We start from the raw sequence: 22,002 nt of genomic DNA, 5'->3' as shown, positions 1-22,002 counted from the left end.
TATAGAAAATATGATATAATTAATGTGTTTAGATGAGTATGAAATTTAAACTATTTTTACTACTTTATGAAAGTTTTGTCTGTATTGTGCATGATATTGACGTTTGTATATATGAAAAGATTAGAACATATAGAAAGTAGTTGTTTATAATCTAATTATTTTTCGGTCACTAGTAATTGGTTTTTTGTTTTTATATATAGTATAATTAATTGAGAACTTAATATAAGTTTTTTATTTTGAAAGGAAGATTAAAATGAATAATTTACCAGAAACAGAATATAAATGAATTAAGGGTGAATTAGAAAAAATAATTGCGAATAAAAATCAATTTACTCCAGAAATTATTAAGCAAAAAATTGATGTTGCTATAACTACAATTATTGATATTGATGAATCATTAAAAATTAATAAATTAAAAAAAATTGGTTATTCAATATTAAAAATATTAACTTTCGGAAAAATTGATAAAAATAAAATTATTAAGAAAAAAAATGATTTTTTTATTGAAATGAAAAATAAACTTAATAAAAATATTCAAAAAATAAATAAATTATATATAATAAAATCAAATCCAACAAACATAGATGTTAATAAAATTAATAATAACTTTAATAATGGATCATTAATAAATGCAAAGAAATCTAATTTATTAAAAATATAAAAAAAGTTACCTGTATGGTAACTTTTTAATTAGGTGCCAACCTAATGTTTTTCTTACTTAAACTCTAAGTAAGAATTTTTATATTATACACTATTATTTAGATTGTGGGAGAATAATATTTTTTTTATGTTTTCTTTTAAATTTAATTTTTCATTTAAACATTTTTTTAATTTTATTTCAAAAACTTTTTCAAAATCTAAACTCTGGATATTGATTTTTATATAATAAAATACATCCAACTATAGTACCAATAATGTTTAAACCAATAGTTAAAATTAAAACACCAAAAGGATTATTATTTTTACATTTTTCTATACCAGTTAAAATAATTGCTAATATAATAGGAGTGGACATAATTAAAATAACAAATATTTTAATTATTAAAAATACATAATATACCATATATTATCACCTTTTTTATTATATTATAACAAATTATCTTGCATTTAAAACAATTTTATAAATACTTGCATTAATGTTTGTTATGTATCTCATACCATAACTATATGTATTAACATATTCTCCTTGAATTACACCTTCAATTTTTCCTAATGTTCCTTGTAAATAAAATGTTCAATTTAAACTATTATTGTCTTTTATACTAATACCAATATTTGAATTATTAGTTAATTTATTATTAATTGAATATCTTGTTTCTAATAACTTAAATTCATAAGTACTAAAATTATAATCCATATCTGTTGCTCCATAAACAAATGAAAATCCAAAAGTATTTCCCAATTTTCCATTATTTCAATCAGCTTTTCATGTTTCATTAAATGGTTCCTTTTTTCTTAATATTAAATCTTTTAAATCAATAGTAATGCTTGTATCTTCTATTTTAGCAGGATTAAAACTTTCTGTTGTAGAAAAATTAATTGGTAAGAAATCATGCAGGTTGTGTATTTCTTCTTTAGTTTCAATATTATAACTATAATATATTGTTATACTTTTATAATATCTTTGTAAATCATTAAAAGTATTAATTAATAACGTTGGGTCTAATAAAGATTTTAAATCTATTGTTTTATTATTTATAATATTTTTATTATTAATTCATCAATTATAATCATTACTTTTGTATTCACGAACATCTGTTGTATCTGTTAGTGCTATATTATTTGCTGTCATTTCAATATTTAAAGTTGGATTAATAATTATTGGTTTTGCTATATTTTGTGGACTTGGTGGTAAGATATTTGCTGGATAACTAAATGTAGTTTCTTCAGTTTCTTTATATTCATCATGATTTAATTTATATAAAGTAGTTCAATTAAAAGCATTACTAGTTAATGCTCCTTTATTTTTATATCTAAATTTTGCTATTGAAAGTTCATTATAATCACCTTGATAAGTAAATGGATTATCACTATAAAATGTATGTCTTTCTTCACCTTGATGTAATGATTGAGTTACAATTGTATCAATAATATAAGCATAATTAGAACCATCACTAACACCATTACTTGTTGGATTTCATTGCATTTCTGTATCTAAGTTAGTTAATGGACTTGCTATATCTAAAAATTCAGTATCTTCTGCTAAAATATAAACTTTATTATTTTTCTTTTGTGATAAATCAACTGTACTTATTTGTTCTTTTGTTTTTAATTTATGACCAGTTTTAGGGTCTCATGGATATACTGATATTCTATCAGTTAATTTCATAGTCATAGCAGTTGTAGAAACATTAGCACCTAATAATTTACCAATAGCAAAAGCATTTAATGGAATTAAACCACCATTACCAATAATATTTTCTAAATTATTTGTAAAAAATGCTGACATAAAACCATTAAAATATAACATTTTTTTTATATTGTTGATTATTTTGATTAATAATAAAACCAATTGGAATACCTAAACTTAAAACATTTAATAATTTACCAATTAATGGTATATCACTTAAAGCAAAAGGTAATCATTGTACACTATCATAAGGCATTTATTTGTATTAAACTACTAAATACTACTGAATTAAAATTTAATATAGCACTCATATATTTTTGACTTATTTTTGAATAATCTACAGTTGGTGAACCAATAATTAAATTAGTATCTGGGTCTTTATATTTAAAATTACTAGACATATCTACATTATAATTACCAGAGATATTATTAATATTTCATTCACTATCTCAAAAGAATTTAGCTTCTCCAATTGCTGTACCATTACTATTAGTTGCTTTTGTTTTATCAAATGCTAACATACCTTTAAAATCTTTTGTAACAAATAAATTTGCTTGTAAATTTAAACTAGTTGATAATCATTCTTTTCAATTTTTAAAATTAAGATATCCAGTAGGTTTTGCATCCATTAAATTATAAAATGTAGTTTCTGGATGACTATTAGTAGTTATTTTATCATTAATACCTGCTAATAAACCACCATTATTTTTAACTGATGTACTTGAATGGTCATTATTACCAGCAATAAATAATCTTCTTGAAGCAAATACTTTTTGTTCAAATATTTCATTATTATTAATTTGATTAGGTGCTTGACCTTGTATTATAGGTCTACCATAATAATAACAACTAGATAATAATTCTAAACCATAAGATTGTCTATGACTATATCTAACTCCAATATCACGCATTAAAGTACGATTTAACGTTACTAAACTATTTTGAATAGTAGGGGAAAGCATAACCACTACCTGGACTTGCATATTGTACATAATCAAGCGTATTTTGACCACTTGTTACTGCTCTATCATTAACTGAACTAAAAGTTAATACTTGCATACTAAATTCACCATTATAAGGACTATAATAATTAGTTACATTTGAAATATATAATAATTTTCTATCTTGATTTTTACCAGTATTACCACCAATATTTTCATTTTTATCATTAAATACACAAAAAAATTGTAAATAATCATCTACTGTAATTTGTTCTTCAAACATAACTAATATATATTGTCTTGTTGTAGAAATTGTTTTAAATAATTGATTATTAGGTAAACCACCAAAATCTACACCACTTGTATCATCAATTAAATAAGCATTTCAATAATCACCAATTTTATATTGTTTAGTATAATATTGGTCTTGTCCAGTAGTTTTATGAGTAGTTGGGTCTGTTATACCTTTATTTTTTTGATAGATTTTAGTACTATTTTTTCAAATACATACAACTGGAGTATTACCAGAAAGTATTAATTCATATTGACCAAAATCACTAATTTTACTATTAATAGGTTTATAACCAGTTTCAGTTAAAGGTATTGCTCCATTATTAATTATAAATGGAAATATTTTTCAATGACTTAAACGTTTAATTATTGCTTGTTGTCTCTTTAGATTTAGATGTGCGTGTTTCATTAATTGAATTCGTTGATGATTGCTCATTTTCACTATCTCCTAATTCTTTATTTAATTTTTTATTTTCTATAATAATATTTTCTAATTTATTTTCTGCCATAAGTTGGTCAATATTATCATATTCACCAATTGCTTCACTTACTGTCATAGTACCATTATTTAATCTTGAATTAATAATTTGGTCTTGTACTATTTGGTCAGTCATTGCTATAGGTATAAATTTAAATGAATAAGGTCTTTCACCAATACCATTTCATAAATTTTCACTAATAAGAAGTAAATCAAATATACGATAAAAATAAGCACTATAAAATGCTATTTTAATTTCTGTTGTTTCCATATCAAATTTATTATTAAACATACTTTGTGTTTTATTAGTATAAACATCATTACCATGTTCATCATAATCATAACCAGAACCATTAAATATTGCTTTAGCAGTACCATTATAATCTAATCAATATTCACTAAATTTTGGGTCATCTTGTATAATTTGCATACTACCATTACCATTTTTATCATATCTAGCACTACCAACATTAACTATCATATCTTTTTTAGGATTTTCAATAATATTACCATTTTCTTGCATTTCTTTAACTGTTTCATTATCTAATACAGCAAATAAAGTAGTAACATTAAATTCTCTTTCTAATCTTTTTTTCTTAATAACTTGATTTAAATCTCATATTAAATCTCATACTGCTGTACAATCTGGATATGCATTTAAAGTAGTTGTATTACCATATAAATTAATAATTGGTAAATTAGTTATTTCAAAAATAGGAATATAATTAAATGAATTTTTAATTTCATAAGTTTTTAATGGTATTATATTTGGTTTTAATTTAGTTCTTGTAGAACCTAAAATAATATCTTTATTATTATCTTTATATGTTTCATATTTAACTTTTCCATTTTGTATTATTACTCAAGTTAAAGTAGCACTATCAGCTTGTTCATTAATAAAATAAAATTCTGCTGATTGTTCTTGTTCATTATATTTAGCAACTCTACCACAAAAACTATTAGGTAATATTTTAAGGGATTTACTATTATCTTCATTAATTATAATCATAATAAATACTTTACCCATTAGTGAATTTTGTAAACCAAATTTATAAAATTTTTCTAATCATTTATCTTTTAAATTCATTTCATTAAGATAATCTAATATTTCTTTTTTACTTGAATTAAATAAAATTACTTTACCTAATCATAATTTAGTTGATTTTTGAGCAATAATCATTGGTATATCAATATATCAATCTTTTTTATCACAACTTAAATATTCCATTGTATTTATCATATTAATCACCACCAAAATTATTTTTATTAATTAATAATTTATTATTAATACCATTAATTAATCATTTCATTTCATGCATTAATGCATACATATCACTATCTCAAGTATCATCATGTAAATCTAACATTTTCGGACTATTATTAGTATCTAATTTCTTTTTATCTAATCATTGCATTAAACTATATTGTCTTTTAGTTTCTGGACATCTTTCTCAATTAAAACTAATAATATTTTTAAGCATACAAATTGTTGTAAAATCAATTCTATCATTTAAATATAAAATTGATTTATCTACTGCTATAAATTTTAATCATGTTATATTACGTTTTTTAACTCAACTTTTTAAAACATCAATAAATACTAACCCACCATTACCATAATCAACATAACAAGTAAAACCAAATAACATTGCTATATAACGTTTACTTTCATTAATATAATAATTAATAATATCATTTGCTAAAGTATCAGTATCTTTATATTGCATAGTAACATTACTATGATAAAATTCACTTTCTTTATGTGCTCTTCTACCATTATCATTTTCACCAATAAATCATAATGAAGCAGATGTAGGATGACCACTTGGACTTGTTGCCATACCTATATCTAAACCACCAGTTAATCTTTGTACTTGAAAATCTAATTTAGTATTAACTTTATCTAAATATCTAGCAAAAATAGCACCTTGTAAAATACTTGGTACACCATAATATCAACTTTGTGCTTTAATTGGATCTAATACTTTTAATTCTTCTAAATCATTAATCATATCTAATGTAAGATTATGAGCATTTACTTTTCAATTACTATAATGAAATAATTTAAAAATATTATTATCAAATATTGATTTAATTTGTTCATTTTTTTCTTTCATTATTTCTAAATTAAAAGGTACAATTTTATTCATATATTCAATATAATATTGATAAATATTATCTGGATTACAACTTTTTATTTTTATTCTTTTTTTAGCATTACCTAATGCAAATGTTATTGCTTGAAATTCTTGTTGACTAAATTCATTTGCTTCTTCACATCATTCAATTGCTAAATCAAAACCTTTTATTTCACTACGAGAAAGACCTTTTAAAGGTATTCTATCATTTGAATTACTATATACACCCACATTACCCTAATAAATGATTTAAAACCTTTAAAACGAAAGTCTGCTTGCTTATTAGGGTATTTTAAAGTAAAGTCTTTATAATCATTCAATCCAATTATTATTAAAGCATTATATATTTCTTTTACTAAATCATTAATATCTTTATTTAATTTTCTAAATGCATAAATAGCAATTGATTTTTGTACTTTAATTGATATAACTATTAATATTGCTAATTCTTCTGCTATACTATATGTTTTACTAGAATATCTACTACCACTAAGATTATATTCACTATGAGTAAAATCACTTTTATTTAATAATCAATAACTAATTTCATTTAAATAAGTAAATTCTTTATTCATAATATTATTCCTGTAATTCTTCTAGTAAATATAAACCAGATGAATTATATAAATCAATTATAGTAACACAAACAATTTTTCTTTCTCGTGTACCAACTGGAATACTATTTAAATAAATTGCACCAGTAATTCCATAATTTTCTTTAACACTTCCAAAAAGATGACATATTTTTGGAGTAAGTGGTACTTGGTCTGGTAATAATTGTGGTGTAAATATAATTTCTAATTTTGGAGCATAACTATAATAAGGTTCAAGATTACTTACATTATTATAAGTTAATTTATATTTTTTATTAGGTTTTAATTCATATTCTATTTGTGTGTTATTTTTTATTAATTTTCCTACTTTTTTTCATTTTGGAATTCTCGGAGTAGGATTTGGATTATTTTTAAATTCAATATCTCAATAATTTTCTTCTATTTCATTAGTTTCTAAACTACTTGATTTAAGTTTTAAAGGTTTAGTTCTTTTATTTAATTCATTAATAGCACCAGTAATAGTTTTATCAGTAGTTTGTAAATTATCATCTTTAATATTTTGTTTTAAAACTATAATATTCATATTATTAGTTACTTCAGTATGAAGTTGACTAATTTTTAATTTTACTGATTTTATATCATTATTATGATTTTCAATACTTTCTTTTTTATCTAATAAATTATTAGTTTCTTCTTTTTTATAATAATCAGTTAAATCTGGTGGTTCACTACCACCAGTAGCACTAATAATATTATCTTTAATAGTTATATTAGTACCTGCAATTAATTTATCTTGTTTTAATAATAATTTATCATCTGCATATTTTTTTGGAATTAAAGTTCCATTTAAATAACTTGAGTAATCTTCTGTAAACGGATTAAAATTTTTATAAGCAACTCATTTATATATAAAATTAGGTACTAAAGTATGTTTTAAAATTTCAATAGCATTTTTTTTATCATCAAGGTCATCAAAATAAATTACTTTATCACTAACATCACTATTAACTATATGAGTTTCTTTATCATATTTAATATTAATAGTTTTTTTTGGACTTTTAAATTCAGGTACTGTAGTACTTGTATTAATACCTCTAGTATCAATATTAACAACTGGTCTTAACATATTTTGTGTATTAGTAATAGTAATTTTAGTTCTAATATCTAATGATTTTATATTAGTATATGGTATATATGCATTTAATGGACTATCTTCTCCACAATTTGAAATAAATTTATTAAAATAATTATTTTTTTGTGGTTCTATTCCTTTTAAATTAAAACCTTTAATATTTGGATATTCTTTAATTTTTCTTAAATAATTAAATACTTCGGGTGGGATAAAATAAGGGTCATCTGGATTAGTTTCACTATAAGTTAATCCACCTTGACTAATTGAACCTTGACCACGTAAATAATCTACATCTTTAGTTAATAAAAATCTAACATAATTAGTAGTTGCTGTTTGAACATTATCTGTAAAATCTGTTGGTGTTATTTCTGGTCATTTTTTACTAATAGTAAAACCACTTAAATAATCAATATTACTACTAGCTACAGATATTGCAAATCAAATTTCATTATCTGGAGTAGTTACTTTATCAAAAAATAATTCATTAAAATATTTTGATAATTTAAATTCTTCAACTGTAATAAATAATATTGGGTCTTTATAATTGCCATAATTTACTCCTTAATGTAAAAATAAAGGGTATTTAAACCCTTTAAATTTTAATTTTAGTTACTTTTTTCTTATCTTTATTTGTTAATTCTTGACGTTTTGCTTTTTGAGCAATAATAAAATCTTCAAAATCTTTTTCATCAACATCAAAAGCATCTAATTTTTGTGCAATAGGAGTTTCTGTTAATTGTAATCTATCATTTAATTGTTTAATATTTAAAATAATATATTCAATTAATTTATTAATTTTAAGTTCTTTAGCAACTATATCTTGTTTATTTTTTTTAATTTTTTTTGAAATAATAGATAATACAAAAGTAATAATAACACCACTAGTAACTGCTCCTCCTATAATTCCACTTAATAAATATACTGTTAAATTCATTTTTTATTACACCTTTTCTATTTGAATTTTATTTGAATGATTTTTACATAAAATACATTCTTTTTTATGTTTTTTAATTTGTTGATATTGATAAATTAAATAAGGACTTGTAATAATAATTGGAATTATTATTAATCCAAATTTAAGTAATTTTCCATAATTACCTAATTTAGTTGCTAGATTTAATCCTATATGACTAAACATTGGAAATAAAGTTAAAACCAAATGGTCAGGTCAAGTAAAATTATATTGAGTTGTATAACTTCCAATTCCCATTTCTATTGGTATTTTAGGTAGTAATCATGGTGTTATTGTAAAAAATAATGTTATTAATATACCAATAATATGACTAGTTATTTTTAAAATATTAGATATTAATATTTTGATTTTATCTATATGAGTACTATTTTTATTAAATCAAATTTTATTTAATTTTTTATATTCTTTATTATCTTTTGATATTGGATTAATAGTATTTCATATACCAATTGGTTTAATAGGTTTTGTTAAATCTATATCCATATAATCACCTACTTTCATGTTTTATATTTACTTTTATTTTTATAAATAGAAATACCTATATTTTTAGTAGTACTACTTGTTTTATGAAAATTTAAATATTCTTTTCTTTCTACTCTTCATGCTCTACTACCTAATTCAGTTTTTGGTAAAGTTTTAAATTCTTTAAGTTTAAAAAATCCACGTTCTAATCTATTAATAAATGCAGTTGTTTTTAATACATTAATATTAGTTGATTTAAGCACATTATAGCGTTGTTTACCTTTACTAATACCTTTCCTCTTCTTTAAGTTGTTTCTTAACATATTTACGTATTTGTGAAGGTAAAAAACCCCTTAAAAAATATCTTCAAAATATTGTTCCAGCACCACTACCATTTTTACCTTTTTGAACTTTCATTAATTCTCAAGTCTCTTCATTTACATTAGGATAAGTATATGGACCATATCAACGTTTATTTTTATATGTATCAGATTGTATTAAAACTTGTAATAATCCTAATTTAAGTGATTTATTAGATTTATAAAATAAACCTTTTTTTAATCATGAACTAGATAATATTACTCAACCTTTATCATCTTTATTATCAGTTTCTTTTACATCTTTATTATTTAAATAAATTATTAACTTTTTTAATTGGATTAACAAATAATTTATCTAATTCAGTTTTTAAAATAGTTAATTCATTAGGTTTTAAAATAGATAATAATTTTTTAGCAATATTAGGATTAAAAACTGAATAAGGTTGATTTAATTCTTCAATAGAAACATTTTCACTATCTAACACTGATTTTAATCCATTATCTTTACTATAATTTTTTAATAAACTAACAATTAATACTCGAATATCATCACTAGCTAATGCAGAATATATTAATCTAATAATTAAAGGTAACATTATAAAGTAAATAAACTATTACTACGTTGAATATTAGGGTCATAATCATTAATAGTATCTCTTGTTTCATAGTTATCTCAATCAAAATTATTATCATCTGATATTATTGGTTGAGTTTCATTATCAATAAATGAAGTTTCTTGCATTTCTCTATCATGATTTGTTTTCATTGGTAATAAATTATGTATAATTTCACTAGCACCCGCTATTATTGTAGGAATAGCAGAAGCATTATTAAAATCATTATTAATACCCATTGCTACACCACTACTAATTAAACACCCACCAGTACCCATATTTGCTATTTTTCTTATTGGTTCAAATCTATTAGGTATTAATTCAGTAATTCCACTAATAAGATTTGAAATACCATAAGCATTTAATGAAATATAAGTATCTCAATCCATTAAATTATTAGAATTATTATTAAATAAATTATCTGGAAATGGATTAACAGTTGTTGATGTTGTACTTGTAGTAGTTATAGGAGATATAGTACTTGTTATTGGATTAATTGTTGTAGTAGATTCTATTGGTGTAATAACAGTATTTAAAAACTTACTATAATTTGCTAAACTAATTGTTCCTAAACCTAATAATATTTTTTTACTACTATTAATAAATTTAGTTTTAGAAGAAGGTCTTTGATTTAAATTTCATATATCTAAACCTAATTTTTTACCAAATAATAAACTATTAATTGAACCTAACACTGGATTACCTATTAATTGACCATAATAAGCACTGGTTCCAATCATTGCTAAAATTGGATTATACCTGTTCTTATTAATTTTATTAAAGTATAGTTACTCAATGGTATAGTTTCAGCATGTTGTGGCATGTTTATTTTCTCCTTTTAATAATTTAGTAGATTTTTTAATTTGAATTAATACTTTACCTTTTAAATTAACATTATCTCCAACACATACAGCAAAATTATCATGTACATTACTTACTCTTATATAATTTGGATTTAATGTTGGAAATTCATAAAGTAATATTGCTAATATATCTTGTGAACTATTTAAATCTTCTGGTTTTAGGGAATTTATAATAATATGTGATTTATCATTAAAATATTTATATATAAATTCCATAATTTAAGCCTTAGTAAATGTTAATTTAGCTGTTCCATAATATTCTTTATTATCACCAGTCATAGTTGCACTTGTATTAGTAATATTAGTATATGTTGCTTTTTTAGGTTCAAATCCAACATTACCTATTTTTACTATTGCTATATCTAATTCATCACTAGTAGGATTATCACTAGCAATAGTAATTTTTCCTAAATCTTTATAATAAATTATATTTTGTAAATCTAAAATATTCATATTATCATAATCTGTTGATTGATAAGTAGCATTAACATTAGTTGGGTCTGTTTTATAATTTTTTGCTCTTGCTGTTTTAATTTCATCAATTGTTGGCATTTTTTCTTGAATAATATACATTAAATCTGGTCTAATTGCACTTGGTAATGCATATAATGCTTTCCCAATAATACGAATATTATCTGTTGCATTATCTAATTTATTTCTTACTTTTGTAAATGAAATAGGCATACCTCACATATATCTGTTATAAACTACACCAAATAAATTTAATAAATTATAATCTTTTTCTAAATGCATACCAGAAACTGTATCATGAATAAAATCTTGTTCTAAATAAAAACTTTCATAAAATTCCATACCCATAATTTGATTTGTATATCTTTTACCAGTTGCTAAAGTATTTGCAGCAATTTGACCATAATTTAATAATGTAAATGCTTTTGCCAAATTAAAACTACTATAAATACCACAAGCACCAGTTAAATCTGCTTTACTAATACCAACCGTAATATCATCTACTTTTTTAATTAATTTATTATTTCTTTCTCCAATTATATAATAAGCATTTAATGCTTGTTCTTTAGTCATATTATTTAAATTTAAAGGTAATACTAATGATTTAGCAATTGCATAATCTTTGGTACCTTGTAAAAATATTAATTCAAAATTTTCTCTTAAATTTCTCATAAATGAACTTGTTCAATTTGAAACAATTTGAGTTGCTACATTTGCTGGTGAAGTCATAAATCTTTCAATATCAAATTCTGGAATATTAAAATCAATTTTTAATTCTTTATCAATAATTAATGTTGTTGTTTTAACTGTTCCTTTTTGTCTTTTAGTACCAGTAAATTCATCTCATGTTGAACCTCATAATACACGAACTGTTGCTCTATATATTGCCATTGCGACACCACTAATATTTGCTATTTTTGGTCAGCAGTAACAGTATTTCTCATAAATAAAGTACTTATTTCAGCAGTTAACTCACCACGAACTTGTGCTTCAAGTACACTTAAAACAGCATTTTCAGTAGGTGTATTATCACCAATAATAAATGCTTTAGGTATTTGTGGAATTGCCATTTTATCCTCTTTCTATTTAATAGATTTAAGTGCATTTCCTCTTGCTAAATTTACAAGTTTTTCTAATTCGTTAGGGTCAGTAATACCTGTAGTTTTTGCTTTTTCATTTAATTTTCTTTCTAATTCTTCTAGATTAATACTATTTGTATGTAAATCTAAAAGAGTTTTAGGATTAAAATCATTTGTATTAGGTTTATTTTCTTGTTTAAAAGATTCTGATATTTTATCAATAAGAAATTCTTTATAATCTTCATTTATTTTATTAAATGCTTCTTGTTTAGATAAAGATTTATAATTATCAGTACTCATTAAATTTTTAATTAAATTTACTTTTTTAGTATCTTTAATATTAGAAAATAATTGTTGCTCTTCATAACTATTAATTTTAGTTTCATATTCTTTTAATTTAGTTTGTTGTTCTTGTAGTTTTGGATTTAAGATTTTATTTTTCATAAATTCTTCATGTTCTTTAACTAATCTTTGTAAATTTTCTGGTTTAGAATAATCTACTTTATCATCTCATTTAAAATTTTCCATTTTAAACTCCTTATTAATAATAATTCCTATTATTAGGCAAATAGTCAAGCCATATTTCATAATAATTATATCATTTTTACCCTTTAAAATAAAGAAAAAATCTATATTAAATATAGATTTTCTAATTATTATTTTCAATTTTTCTTGGTTCAGTAATATTAATAATTATATTACTATTATTTGTTTCTACATCTTGATTATCTATTAAATCATCAAACATATCTCTATGATTTGTTCTTAAATATAATCATTCATATTGTGCAACTTTAGTTACATTTTTTAATCGTGCAATGCCTATTTTAAGGCATGCTTTATCATATTCGTTAATAAAATCTTTTTGTCATTTTGTCGGTCTTCTTCGGCAATCAAATATGTATTTATTATCAACCTTTAAAATATAATTTAATTCTTGTTTAGTACATTTTTTAAGATTATCTTTATTTGTTCTTAAATACTCTTGTATTTTTTCTTTATAATTACCTAATTCTTTTCTTTGTTTTGGCATATTATTCACCTTTTATCCTTATGTATATTATAACATTTACTATTATTCTTATATATAATCATTTTAGATTAATAATTAAGAAAGGAATTAATATCATGACTTTAATCAATAATGAATATGATTATGATAGTTTAGATATTAAATATACAAATTTAAAAATAAAAGAATATGAACAAGATTTATTAAATTATGATTATAATTATTTTAAAACTTATGATAAAAATAAATATAAATATATACAAAGAAGACAAAAATTAATTATTAATCCTTTTGGAAAATCTTATCTTCCATTAAGAATATATAAAAATTTAGAAACTAATGAAAATATATGTCCAGTAAAAAATTTTATTAGTTTCTAAAATATAAAAATTATACTAATCGTTTATTAAATTTTATATTAAAACAAATACATAAAGGTAAAAGACAATGTGATATTAAAGATATGTTACCCGATTGTCCTATTTCAAATCAAACTATTAGTAATATAATAAAAAATAGTAAATTTACTATTCAACCTTTAAAAGAAAAAATTAAAGTATTAGATAATCAAAAACTTCATATTGATATTGATGATTGTTATGAATTTTTAAGAAATGATTATGGAATAATAGAAAAACATTGTATTAAAATTTTTAATCTTTATACTCATAAAATTAATATTAGTAAAAATAGAAATAAATTATTAAATAAAACAACAGCATTTTTATTATATAAAAATGATGATAATATGTCACAAGATAAAGTATATAATTTTGTTTTTGAAACTATTAATAATAATTATGATATTAAAATAAATAGTTTAAAAGATTTAGAATCTCAAAATCTTAATTTAATAATTGCAGGTGATGGTGCATTATCAATAAGAGCAATGGCTAAATTATTAGGTGGTTATTATATATTAGATAAATTTCATGCTTTTAGTTATCTTTGAAAATCATTTGTTGGTAAAAGGGGAAAGAAAAAAGAATCTACTGATTGAACTAAGTATATAGATTCATCTGCTTCTTTTAAAAACGGTAATTATAATCAATTTATTAATATTTTAGAAAATAATGTTGATAAAAAAACATTTAATTATTTTAAAAATAATACTCAAGGTATTATTAATCAAGGAGCAGATTGAAATATTGGTTGTTATGCTGAAAGTACTGTTTTTCATTTAGTAAAGTCATTAAAAGGAAATGGTGCAAAAGCATATAATTCTAAAACATTTATTAATATGTTAAATGCAAGAGTAGCATATCTTAATAAACAAAATATTAGTTTTTAGTTAATATAAAATTAAATAAATATTTACCTAAATAGTTAGGAATTTTTAGATTAAAATAGTAAAATTAAAGTGATATTATTGTTTACAAGAATGATAATATATGGTATAATTACACTAACAATTAAAGATATATTTCTCTCATTGAAAGTATCTATACGTATATTTTATTCGCCCAAATCTTTAAAATTAATGCAATTGATAAACGCTAATAAACTCTATTAAGGAGCCAGATTATGAGAAAATTGTTTACTAAAATTGGAATTGTATTATTAGTAACTTCATCTGCTAGTCCCCTAGTCGCTTGTAGTTTTAACTTTTATGTTAATCGTGCTACTAATGCTATAGCTCATAGTTTTGCTAATCAAACATCATCAGTACTTAAAAGCCTTGTTATGTCCAAAGTCATTGACAGTGATACTAATAGTACTAATGATGAAATTATGAATCAAAAGAAAAATGGAAGTATTGTTAATGCCAGTAAAGGGCAAACCGTAAATAATTGAGATGAGTTTGCTCAAAAATGAGGGAGTAATAGTAGTATCAATATTAACGGTTTTGTTCCTAATCAGTTTTTTGTTGCTTCAGGAACTGGAACATTAACAAAAAATGTTAACACTCGACGAGCAATTACTAATGGTTTTAATACTGCTAGTCAAATTAGATTATTAACAGCGCTTAACAACCCAACTTTGTATAGTTTAGCAATTGCTCCTAATGGGATTGCCCATGGACCGATTGTGGAATTTCTTAAAACCTTGCAAGGTAATCTAATAGACAAACCAGCAACTTTACAATTAGTAATTAATTTGATTAATAACTATACAGATTTTATTCCAGAGATTAGTAGATTAATGGGTAACTTAGTTAATGGTAAATGAGATATAACAGGACAAAAAACACCAAATGACCTAGCAGCATTAAAAAATTTCATAATTAATTCAAAAGATAGTAGTAATAAACCGTATAGTGCATGAGTAACTGGTACTAATTGAAACTTAAATAGTGGACTTACACCAATCATTATTAGTTTTACTAATGGTCATAAACTTGATTCATGGTCACAAAATGATTTTAATTTATACCGCGGTGGTTCATTAATTAACTATTTATTTTGAAAAATTAGTAGTGACCATCCTGAAATAATTAATCTTGTTCCGCCGGTGCAGCCAGCACCAGCACCAGCACCACGTTATTTAGGTGATGTTCTTAGTGATCATATTGATGCTAACAATAATATTGACACAGATGGATTATTAAAAGATATATCACAATTTGTACCTTTCTTATTATCCAACCCTTTATACCCTTTATTAATTGTAGAAGGTATTATCCCAATAATTAAAAAATGACTTTTAGAAATGCCTGATATTACCCTTGGTGTTAAACATTTAACAGTTGGAGATACTCCAACTAACCAAACTACGCAAAGTTTTAACTTGTTAGATATTGCTAATACTATTAAAAATTTAGTAAACAATCCTGAACAGTTAAAAAGTATTATTAAAAAATTATTAGGGTGATCTGGCACTGATAAAACATTAGATACTTTTACTTATGACATAAAAATAATGGTTACTGTTCCTATAGGAACAATTAATGCCCCACTTGGTTCAATTTTAAATAGTACTTATATTGGTGACGACACTAAGAATAGTTTAGTTGATAGTGCAGTTGGATTCTTAACATCTACAGGTAAAGAGACTGTTAACACGATTGTTAATCTTATTACTCAACTTGGTAACCAATATTCTGCAGGAAAATTCGTTGATATAGATTTAGTTAAAACACAATTATTTTTATTAAACACTACTAATGGCTTATTAACTAAACTAACTGATGCCATGATTACCTTAAAAGATATTATTAAAAATAATGATCCCATTCAAGATCGTGCTATTGAACAATTATATGTTGACCTTGGTGGTAATAAACCAGGAGTTGACTATAATATTTTTACTCCTAATTTGCCCATTGACATTTTAGAAAAAGCTATGTTTGACCAAAATAGTGAACTGACTAAAATTTTAAACTTAATATTTGGTACTACTGGCACTAATAAAAAACTTGGTCTATCAGATATTATTAGTAACTTTAATAACCAATGAATTAAAACTAACTATGACGACTATTTTGATGTTTCTAATGCTAAATTAGGACATACTTATAATATTAGTATGCAACGTAATACTGTTAATAACATTGAAACCATTAATTTAAAATATGATTTTAATTATACTATTGGTGGTACTACTTATCATTTTGTAGTTAGTCTTGTTGATAGTGAAGATTTAAATGCTTTCCAAGGAATTCGTAATTTTAAATTTAAAACTATTACACTTATAAATTAATAATTCAATCTTTTACAAAAATAGATAGTCTTTAGACTATCTATTTTTGTAAAAGATTGTAATAACAAAGAAAAGGAGTAATAATTATTATGAGAAAAATATTATCACTAATTGGCATTCTTGCCCTGTCTTCAACTACGATTTTACCAGTAGTAGCATGTAAAACAAAAGATAATGGTACCCCATCAAGCACAAGAGTTATACCGGTTATGACCAAGTCAAAAAATGAGCACAAGAAAGTAGTGTTGTTACTAAAAGTTTATTAACAAGTAAACAACAAAATATTAATACTAACAACTTATTAAATGATACATTAAAAAATAGTGACAATAATATCAAACATGATACTAACGAAACTATTGATGGTAATAGTTATCAAGACTTTGTCAATGACTGAGGTTATAATAAAACCATTACTGGTAATGTTGGAGATATAAATTTTATTAAAAATAGTCCCATTACACCCGCTGATAATTTTAATAAAGTAAAGGATAGTATTTCAAAAGTTAAGAATTTTTTACCAGTTATTCAAATTGCTACACCAGAAATGGTTGTTGCTTTACTAAATGATGAAAAAAGCAAGCCAATAATTGAACAAGCATTAGTTCAACTATTTAATAATAACTCATTAGATATTCCATCATTAGTAAGCAGTGTTGGTGGTTTATTAGACTCGTTAAAAGGTTTTGATCCAACAAAAGATTTAACAGTTAATAGTAAAAACTACTACAATGATGGTCAAGGTGATATTGCAAAAAGTATTCAACTTACCGTTTTAGGTCCAAACGGAAATGATGGCTGACTTACTGCTAGTGGTTCTGATAAAAAAGCGCAGCTGCATCAGATAGTGTCAAAACAAATTTATTTACCGAAGAAAATATTAGTAAAATCACTAGTTGAGATAGTTTCTTTATGGCTAAAACAAGTATTGAAATCAATGATTTATACAAAACAACAAGCGGTCAATTTCTTGGTAAAGTCTTAAATGATGCACTAGTTTACAATGATAAAAATGAATTAGTTGATAATGATACAAGTAAACTATTAAACGTTATTCTTCCGTTTATTGGAGATCCAGTAAAACTAATTTCTTTACTAACTCCTGTTATTAAATGACAACTATTAGGTTTTCCACCAACAACTACTATCAAATCAATTACTGATGGTACAACACCAAGTAATCCTGCTGAAGGGATTTTAAATATTAAAGATGTCATGACAACTATTAAAAATCTAATCGCATCACCAGAAAATTTTGCTAATTTCTTTATTAGTTTACTTAGTGCTAACGACAAAAACCAAGGAATTTTTAGTGATGTTGTTATTAATACAACTAAAGATAAGGACCCAATAACATTTACGCAAGCAATGGAAAGTTCAAAACCATTCCATGATGCTATTAATAATAAATTAAAAGATGCATTTAATAAGCTTTCACCATACTTAACACAATATAATATTAATGATTGATTAGAAGCTATTATTAAAACCTTCACTAGTGATGATAAACTAAATATTGATTTTATTGACTTTAGTAAAAAAATAAAGGACTTATCTAGTAATAAAGATTTCATAGATGCTTTAGATTTAATTAATAATTCTGATAAAGATACTATTGACAAGAATTGAAATAAAATACTATCATTATTAGGAGTCAAAAATGATACTTTTACTGCTGATTCACCCTTAGGTATGATTTTAGACTTCCTAAAACTTATGAACCAACTATTGATACTATCCTAACTAATGTTGCTTAAACAATTGATACCTACATTCCTTACGTTTATGCACGTGCTGAAAAAACCATTGATTTTAATAATGATACTAAATTATGAAATACAACTGTAGACCATTGTACATACGATGAACAAACTCTGCAATCTACAATTTTTTATACACTAACAGAAGGGACAAACACATACAATATTGTAGCTGTTATCGCTGGAGATGCTAGTCAAAAAAATGGAGATAATAAAAGCCAAATTTGAATTAAAGACATCACACTAAAATCATAAAAAATATATCAAAAAATCAATTTTTTATTATACATTCTTTTAATTAATGCTATACTTAATTAAGTGCTTATAATCATATTACATCAGATATTATTATCAGATTTATCAATTAGGCGCCAGAAAGAAGAGGCATTGTTAATGGAAAACAATCAAACAATTGAAGCATTATTAGGTGAAATTAAAGCCTTAAACGAAAAAGTAGTTGAAATTAGTAAAAACTTATCAACACTTGTAAAAATTACCGAAGACCGTGAAAAACGCTTCGCTGAACGTGGAGCAAGACCACAAGGTGGAGACAGAGGCGGAGATCGTGGAAGCTTCAGACCACGTAGCGATCGTGGTGGCGACTCTAGTTGAGGAAACAACACTGGTGGATTTGCTGGACGCGGACGCGATGACCGTAACCGTGGAAACAAAGGATAATTAAAAATAATTCTATTAAAAATTCCCTTATTGTGAAAAATAAGGGAATTTTTAATATTTACAAATTCAACTAATCTATTAATTGTTCAAAATCCAATACTCCATCAATTCAACTATTATTAAAATTAGTATCATGAGTAGTAATTAAAACTGTTCCTTCAAAATTTTGTAATGCCTTTAATAATGAATCTTTAGCAAGCACATCAATATGATTAGTTGGTTCGTCTAATATTAATAAATTACAAGGTTTTAATGCCAAGGATGCTAAACGCACTTTCGTTTGCTCTCCCCCTGATAATAAGTTCATTGGTTTCATTACTAAATTACTACGTAAACCAAAGTTAGCTAAAAGTTTACGTACCTCACCATCAGGTAACTTAATATCTAATTCTTTTAAATAATTAAACGGTGTAACGCTACTCATAACTTCAGTTTGATGAAAATATGCGACCTGCATTTTATCACCAAGATTTATATTTCCAGAAATAACAGGAATATTACCAGCTAATGTTTGTAAAAAAGTGGTCTTACCAATTCCATTATAACCTTTAACTACTCATTTACTACCAGTTCTAATGGTAAATGTTAAAGGTTTAATTAGTGGCTTATCATAGCCAATTTCTAGCTTTTCTGCTTGCACGGCAATTGATGCTGTTGTTTTGTAATATTTAAAATAAAATTTTGGCGGTGCTTGAATTTGCTGTTTATCCATAACATACATTTTTGCAAGTTGTTTTCTTCGTGATTCAGCACTTTTAGCAGTTGATGCACGGGCTGCATTTTTACTAATATAAGTTTCTAATTTTTCAATTAGTTTCTTTTGATTTGTGTATGCTGACTCGTATTGACGATGATGTAAACTTTTTTGTTCTAAAAACGATTCAAAGTTACCAACATAACGCGTAATCATACAATTATCAATATCAAAAATAATATTACACGTCATATTAATAAAGTTACGATCATGCGATACTAGCAAGAAAGCACTAGGGTAGGTTTGTAAGAATTTTGCTAACCAATTAATTTGTTCAATATCCAAGAAATTAGTTGGTTCATCTAATAATAAGAAGTCGTCTTCATTAAGCAATAACTTAGCTAATAAGACTTTCGCTCTTTGGCCACCACTAAGATTACCTAATGTTTGTTCTAATAATTGCATATTAATTCCTAACCCATCAACTAGCCGTCCAATTTTTTTACTAATTGTATCAAAACCTTGATTAGTTAATTCATCTTGAATTTTCATAGCTTTATTTAACAGTTCTTCTGTATATTCTTCTGCCATTTTAGCATAAAGGGCTTCCATTTGTTGTTCTCGTGCAAAAAGATGTTGATAACTTTCACGCAAATACTGTAAAACTGTTAATTCCAAATTAACTTCTTGATGTTGGTCTAAATAACCAATTTTAATTTTAGGATGAATATTTAAATCAATATTATCGGCTGATAGCGTACCATTAATGATGTTTAACAACGTAGTCTTACCCCTACACCATTCATACCGATTAGTGCCACGTGTTCGCCTTTATTGACTTGTAGCGATGCATTCTTATATAATGCTTTACCACCATTAGCATGTGTTAAATTTTCAATTGTAATGATACTCATTTTTCTACCTCATTAGTACTTTTTTTTATTACTTAAATAATAATAACATGAATATTAACGTTAACAAAACGAATAGCAAATTTTATCAGTTTTTATTAGTAGATTTTATATTAAAAACCTATAGTGAGTATAGTTTTTTAATATAAAAAATTCAAAATTATAATTTATTTCTAAAAATAAGAACAAATTTCCTTGCAATTTAATTTTTATTTGTTATTATTCTTATAAGGATTTAGATAGCCTAGGTCCTATTAAAGTTAAGATGGTATGTCAACATTACTCAATTATAATATTTTTTAATATAAAAAAAATTCAAAATTAATCTATAACCCCTAATTTAAACTCTATAACCCCCAATAACCTTAAGTTTTATTTATAAATATAACCCCCCCTTTTTTATAAATGACATATTATCTTAATAATAATTCTTGTGTAGGCAAGAGCCGAAAGGCTCTTGTTTTTTTATTAAAAAAATAAATTAAATTATTTTAAGAAACATGACATAAAAGTATATTTTAAGTGTTATAATTAAAATAGGGTTCTATAATATATCCTTATCTAACATAATTATTGGTACTGTAGCAAATCGCTTATTATTAAATTAAGTATCATTTTTCACCGCGAAGTTTATTTTAAGAT

Annotated in this window: 28 protein-coding genes and 1 pseudogene; 8 read left to right on the top strand and 21 right to left on the bottom strand. The window is 23.9% G+C overall.

Going from position 1 to position 22,002, the window contains the following annotated elements; genetic code table 4:
• Positions 1–253: 253 nt before the first annotated feature.
• Positions 254–661 carry a hypothetical protein gene (locus tag AAHM98_RS01685; RefSeq protein WP_342276778.1) on the top strand — a complete coding sequence of 136 codons (408 nt, stop codon included), beginning with the start codon at positions 254–256 and terminating at the stop codon, positions 659–661.
• Between the two features lie 93 nt (positions 662–754).
• On the opposite strand, the gene AAHM98_RS01680 is transcribed toward AAHM98_RS01685, so the two are convergent.
• From AAHM98_RS01680 to AAHM98_RS01585, 20 genes are all read right to left on the bottom strand, one after another.
• Positions 755–1,063 (bottom strand): hypothetical protein, encoded by a 309-nt coding sequence (locus tag AAHM98_RS01680; protein WP_342276777.1) that lies wholly within the window; start codon positions 1,061–1,063, stop codon positions 755–757.
• A gap of 33 nt (positions 1,064–1,096) precedes the next feature.
• Positions 1,097–2,470: a hypothetical protein gene (locus tag AAHM98_RS01675; protein ID WP_342276776.1), complete on the bottom strand. Its 1,374-nt coding sequence runs from the start codon at positions 2,468–2,470 to the stop codon at positions 1,097–1,099.
• On the bottom strand, positions 2,457–2,606 hold the full coding sequence (locus tag AAHM98_RS01670) for a hypothetical protein (protein WP_342276775.1): 150 nt from the start codon (positions 2,604–2,606) through the stop codon (positions 2,457–2,459). Before AAHM98_RS01670 ends, AAHM98_RS01675 begins: the two co-directional genes overlap by 14 nt.
• Positions 2,593–3,333 (bottom strand): hypothetical protein, encoded by a 741-nt coding sequence (locus tag AAHM98_RS01665; protein WP_342276774.1) that lies wholly within the window; start codon positions 3,331–3,333, stop codon positions 2,593–2,595. The genes AAHM98_RS01670 and AAHM98_RS01665 overlap by 14 nt, the downstream gene beginning before the upstream one ends.
• Positions 3,287–3,991, bottom strand: a complete 705-nt coding sequence (locus AAHM98_RS01660) for a hypothetical protein (RefSeq protein WP_342276773.1) — start codon at positions 3,989–3,991, stop codon at positions 3,287–3,289. The genes AAHM98_RS01665 and AAHM98_RS01660 overlap by 47 nt, the downstream gene beginning before the upstream one ends.
• Positions 3,945–5,300: a hypothetical protein gene (locus AAHM98_RS01655; RefSeq protein ID WP_342276772.1), complete on the bottom strand. Its 1,356-nt coding sequence runs from the start codon at positions 5,298–5,300 to the stop codon at positions 3,945–3,947. The genes AAHM98_RS01660 and AAHM98_RS01655 overlap by 47 nt, the downstream gene beginning before the upstream one ends.
• 1 nt (position 5,301) lies before the next feature.
• On the bottom strand, positions 5,302–6,429 hold the full coding sequence (locus AAHM98_RS01650; RefSeq protein ID WP_342276771.1) for a hypothetical protein: 1,128 nt from the start codon (positions 6,427–6,429) through the stop codon (positions 5,302–5,304).
• On the bottom strand, positions 6,390–6,773 hold the full coding sequence (locus AAHM98_RS01645) for a hypothetical protein (protein WP_342276770.1): 384 nt from the start codon (positions 6,771–6,773) through the stop codon (positions 6,390–6,392). The genes AAHM98_RS01650 and AAHM98_RS01645 overlap by 40 nt, the downstream gene beginning before the upstream one ends.
• A 4-nt stretch (positions 6,774–6,777) precedes the next feature.
• Positions 6,778–7,878: a hypothetical protein gene (locus AAHM98_RS01640; RefSeq protein ID WP_342276769.1), complete on the bottom strand. Its 1,101-nt coding sequence runs from the start codon at positions 7,876–7,878 to the stop codon at positions 6,778–6,780.
• 598 nt (positions 7,879–8,476) lie between these two features.
• A complete protein-coding gene (locus AAHM98_RS01635; RefSeq protein WP_342275748.1) occupies positions 8,477–8,818 on the bottom strand; it encodes a hypothetical protein in 342 nt (113 codons plus the stop codon).
• 6 nt (positions 8,819–8,824) lie between these two features.
• Entirely contained in the window at positions 8,825–9,340 is a 516-nt protein-coding gene (locus AAHM98_RS01630; protein WP_342275917.1) for a hypothetical protein, read from the bottom strand.
• A gap of 8 nt (positions 9,341–9,348) precedes the next feature.
• On the bottom strand, positions 9,349–9,642 hold the full coding sequence (locus AAHM98_RS01625; protein ID WP_342276768.1) for a hypothetical protein: 294 nt from the start codon (positions 9,640–9,642) through the stop codon (positions 9,349–9,351).
• Positions 9,605–9,985, bottom strand: coding sequence for a hypothetical protein (locus tag AAHM98_RS01620; protein ID WP_342276767.1), 381 nt, complete (start codon positions 9,983–9,985; stop codon positions 9,605–9,607). The genes AAHM98_RS01625 and AAHM98_RS01620 overlap by 38 nt, the downstream gene beginning before the upstream one ends.
• On the bottom strand, positions 9,945–10,235 hold the full coding sequence (locus tag AAHM98_RS01615; RefSeq protein ID WP_342276766.1) for a hypothetical protein: 291 nt from the start codon (positions 10,233–10,235) through the stop codon (positions 9,945–9,947). The genes AAHM98_RS01620 and AAHM98_RS01615 overlap by 41 nt, the downstream gene beginning before the upstream one ends.
• Positions 10,235–10,993, bottom strand: coding sequence for a hypothetical protein (locus AAHM98_RS01610; protein WP_342276765.1), 759 nt, complete (start codon positions 10,991–10,993; stop codon positions 10,235–10,237). Before AAHM98_RS01610 ends, AAHM98_RS01615 begins: the two co-directional genes overlap by 1 nt.
• A gap of 48 nt (positions 10,994–11,041) precedes the next feature.
• Complete coding sequence (locus AAHM98_RS01605) at positions 11,042–11,332, bottom strand: hypothetical protein (protein WP_342276764.1); 291 nt, start codon at positions 11,330–11,332, stop codon at positions 11,042–11,044.
• 3 nt (positions 11,333–11,335) lie between these two features.
• Entirely contained in the window at positions 11,336–12,478 is a 1,143-nt protein-coding gene (locus tag AAHM98_RS01600) for a hypothetical protein (RefSeq protein ID WP_342276763.1), read from the bottom strand.
• 20 nt (positions 12,479–12,498) lie between these two features.
• Positions 12,499–12,657 carry a hypothetical protein gene (locus AAHM98_RS01595; protein WP_342276762.1) on the bottom strand — a complete coding sequence of 53 codons (159 nt, stop codon included), beginning with the start codon at positions 12,655–12,657 and terminating at the stop codon, positions 12,499–12,501.
• A gap of 12 nt (positions 12,658–12,669) precedes the next feature.
• Positions 12,670–13,194, bottom strand: a complete 525-nt coding sequence (locus AAHM98_RS01590; protein ID WP_342276761.1) for a hypothetical protein — start codon at positions 13,192–13,194, stop codon at positions 12,670–12,672.
• A gap of 121 nt (positions 13,195–13,315) precedes the next feature.
• The gene (locus AAHM98_RS01585; protein WP_342275810.1) at positions 13,316–13,699 is read right to left on the bottom strand and encodes a hypothetical protein; all 384 of its coding nucleotides are present in this window, start codon (positions 13,697–13,699) and stop codon (positions 13,316–13,318) included.
• A 95-nt stretch (positions 13,700–13,794) separates the two neighbouring features.
• Here AAHM98_RS01585 and AAHM98_RS01580 point away from each other — a divergent pair, with 95 nt between their 5' ends.
• The 7 genes from AAHM98_RS01580 (at position 13,795) to AAHM98_RS01550 (ending at position 19,755) form a co-directional block, all read left to right on the top strand.
• Positions 13,795–14,058, top strand: coding sequence for a hypothetical protein (locus AAHM98_RS01580; RefSeq protein WP_342276760.1), 264 nt, complete (start codon positions 13,795–13,797; stop codon positions 14,056–14,058).
• A 23-nt stretch (positions 14,059–14,081) separates the two neighbouring features.
• Positions 14,082–14,969: an Mbov_0401 family ICE element transposase-like protein gene (locus AAHM98_RS01575; protein WP_425289598.1), complete on the top strand. Its 888-nt coding sequence runs from the start codon at positions 14,082–14,084 to the stop codon at positions 14,967–14,969.
• A 233-nt stretch (positions 14,970–15,202) separates the two neighbouring features.
• Positions 15,203–17,317: a hypothetical protein gene (locus AAHM98_RS01570; protein ID WP_342276758.1), complete on the top strand. Its 2,115-nt coding sequence runs from the start codon at positions 15,203–15,205 to the stop codon at positions 17,315–17,317.
• A gap of 89 nt (positions 17,318–17,406) precedes the next feature.
• On the top strand, positions 17,407–17,583 hold the full coding sequence (locus AAHM98_RS01565) for a hypothetical protein (RefSeq protein ID WP_342276757.1): 177 nt from the start codon (positions 17,407–17,409) through the stop codon (positions 17,581–17,583).
• Positions 17,584–17,864: 281 nt separating this feature from the next.
• Entirely contained in the window at positions 17,865–18,302 is a 438-nt protein-coding gene (locus AAHM98_RS01560) for a hypothetical protein (RefSeq protein ID WP_342276756.1), read from the top strand.
• The gene (locus tag AAHM98_RS01555; RefSeq protein WP_342276755.1) at positions 18,230–19,060 is read left to right on the top strand and encodes a hypothetical protein; all 831 of its coding nucleotides are present in this window, start codon (positions 18,230–18,232) and stop codon (positions 19,058–19,060) included. Before AAHM98_RS01560 ends, AAHM98_RS01555 begins: the two co-directional genes overlap by 73 nt.
• A gap of 410 nt (positions 19,061–19,470) precedes the next feature.
• The gene (locus tag AAHM98_RS01550; RefSeq protein WP_342276754.1) at positions 19,471–19,755 is read left to right on the top strand and encodes a hypothetical protein; all 285 of its coding nucleotides are present in this window, start codon (positions 19,471–19,473) and stop codon (positions 19,753–19,755) included.
• Positions 19,756–19,825: 70 nt separating this feature from the next.
• Here the strand turns inward: AAHM98_RS01550 and AAHM98_RS01545 are convergent.
• Positions 19,826–21,363, bottom strand: a pseudogene (locus AAHM98_RS01545) (ABC-F family ATP-binding cassette domain-containing protein).
• Positions 21,364–22,002: the final 639 nt, after the last annotated feature.

It is taken from the genome of Spiroplasma endosymbiont of Nebria brevicollis (assembly GCF_964030895.1).
Lineage (GTDB): Bacteria > Bacillota_I > Bacilli_A > Mycoplasmatales > VBWQ01 > Spiroplasma_E.
The sequence above is the reverse complement of the archived record's forward strand: the minus strand, read 5'-3'. Positions and strand labels throughout refer to the sequence as shown.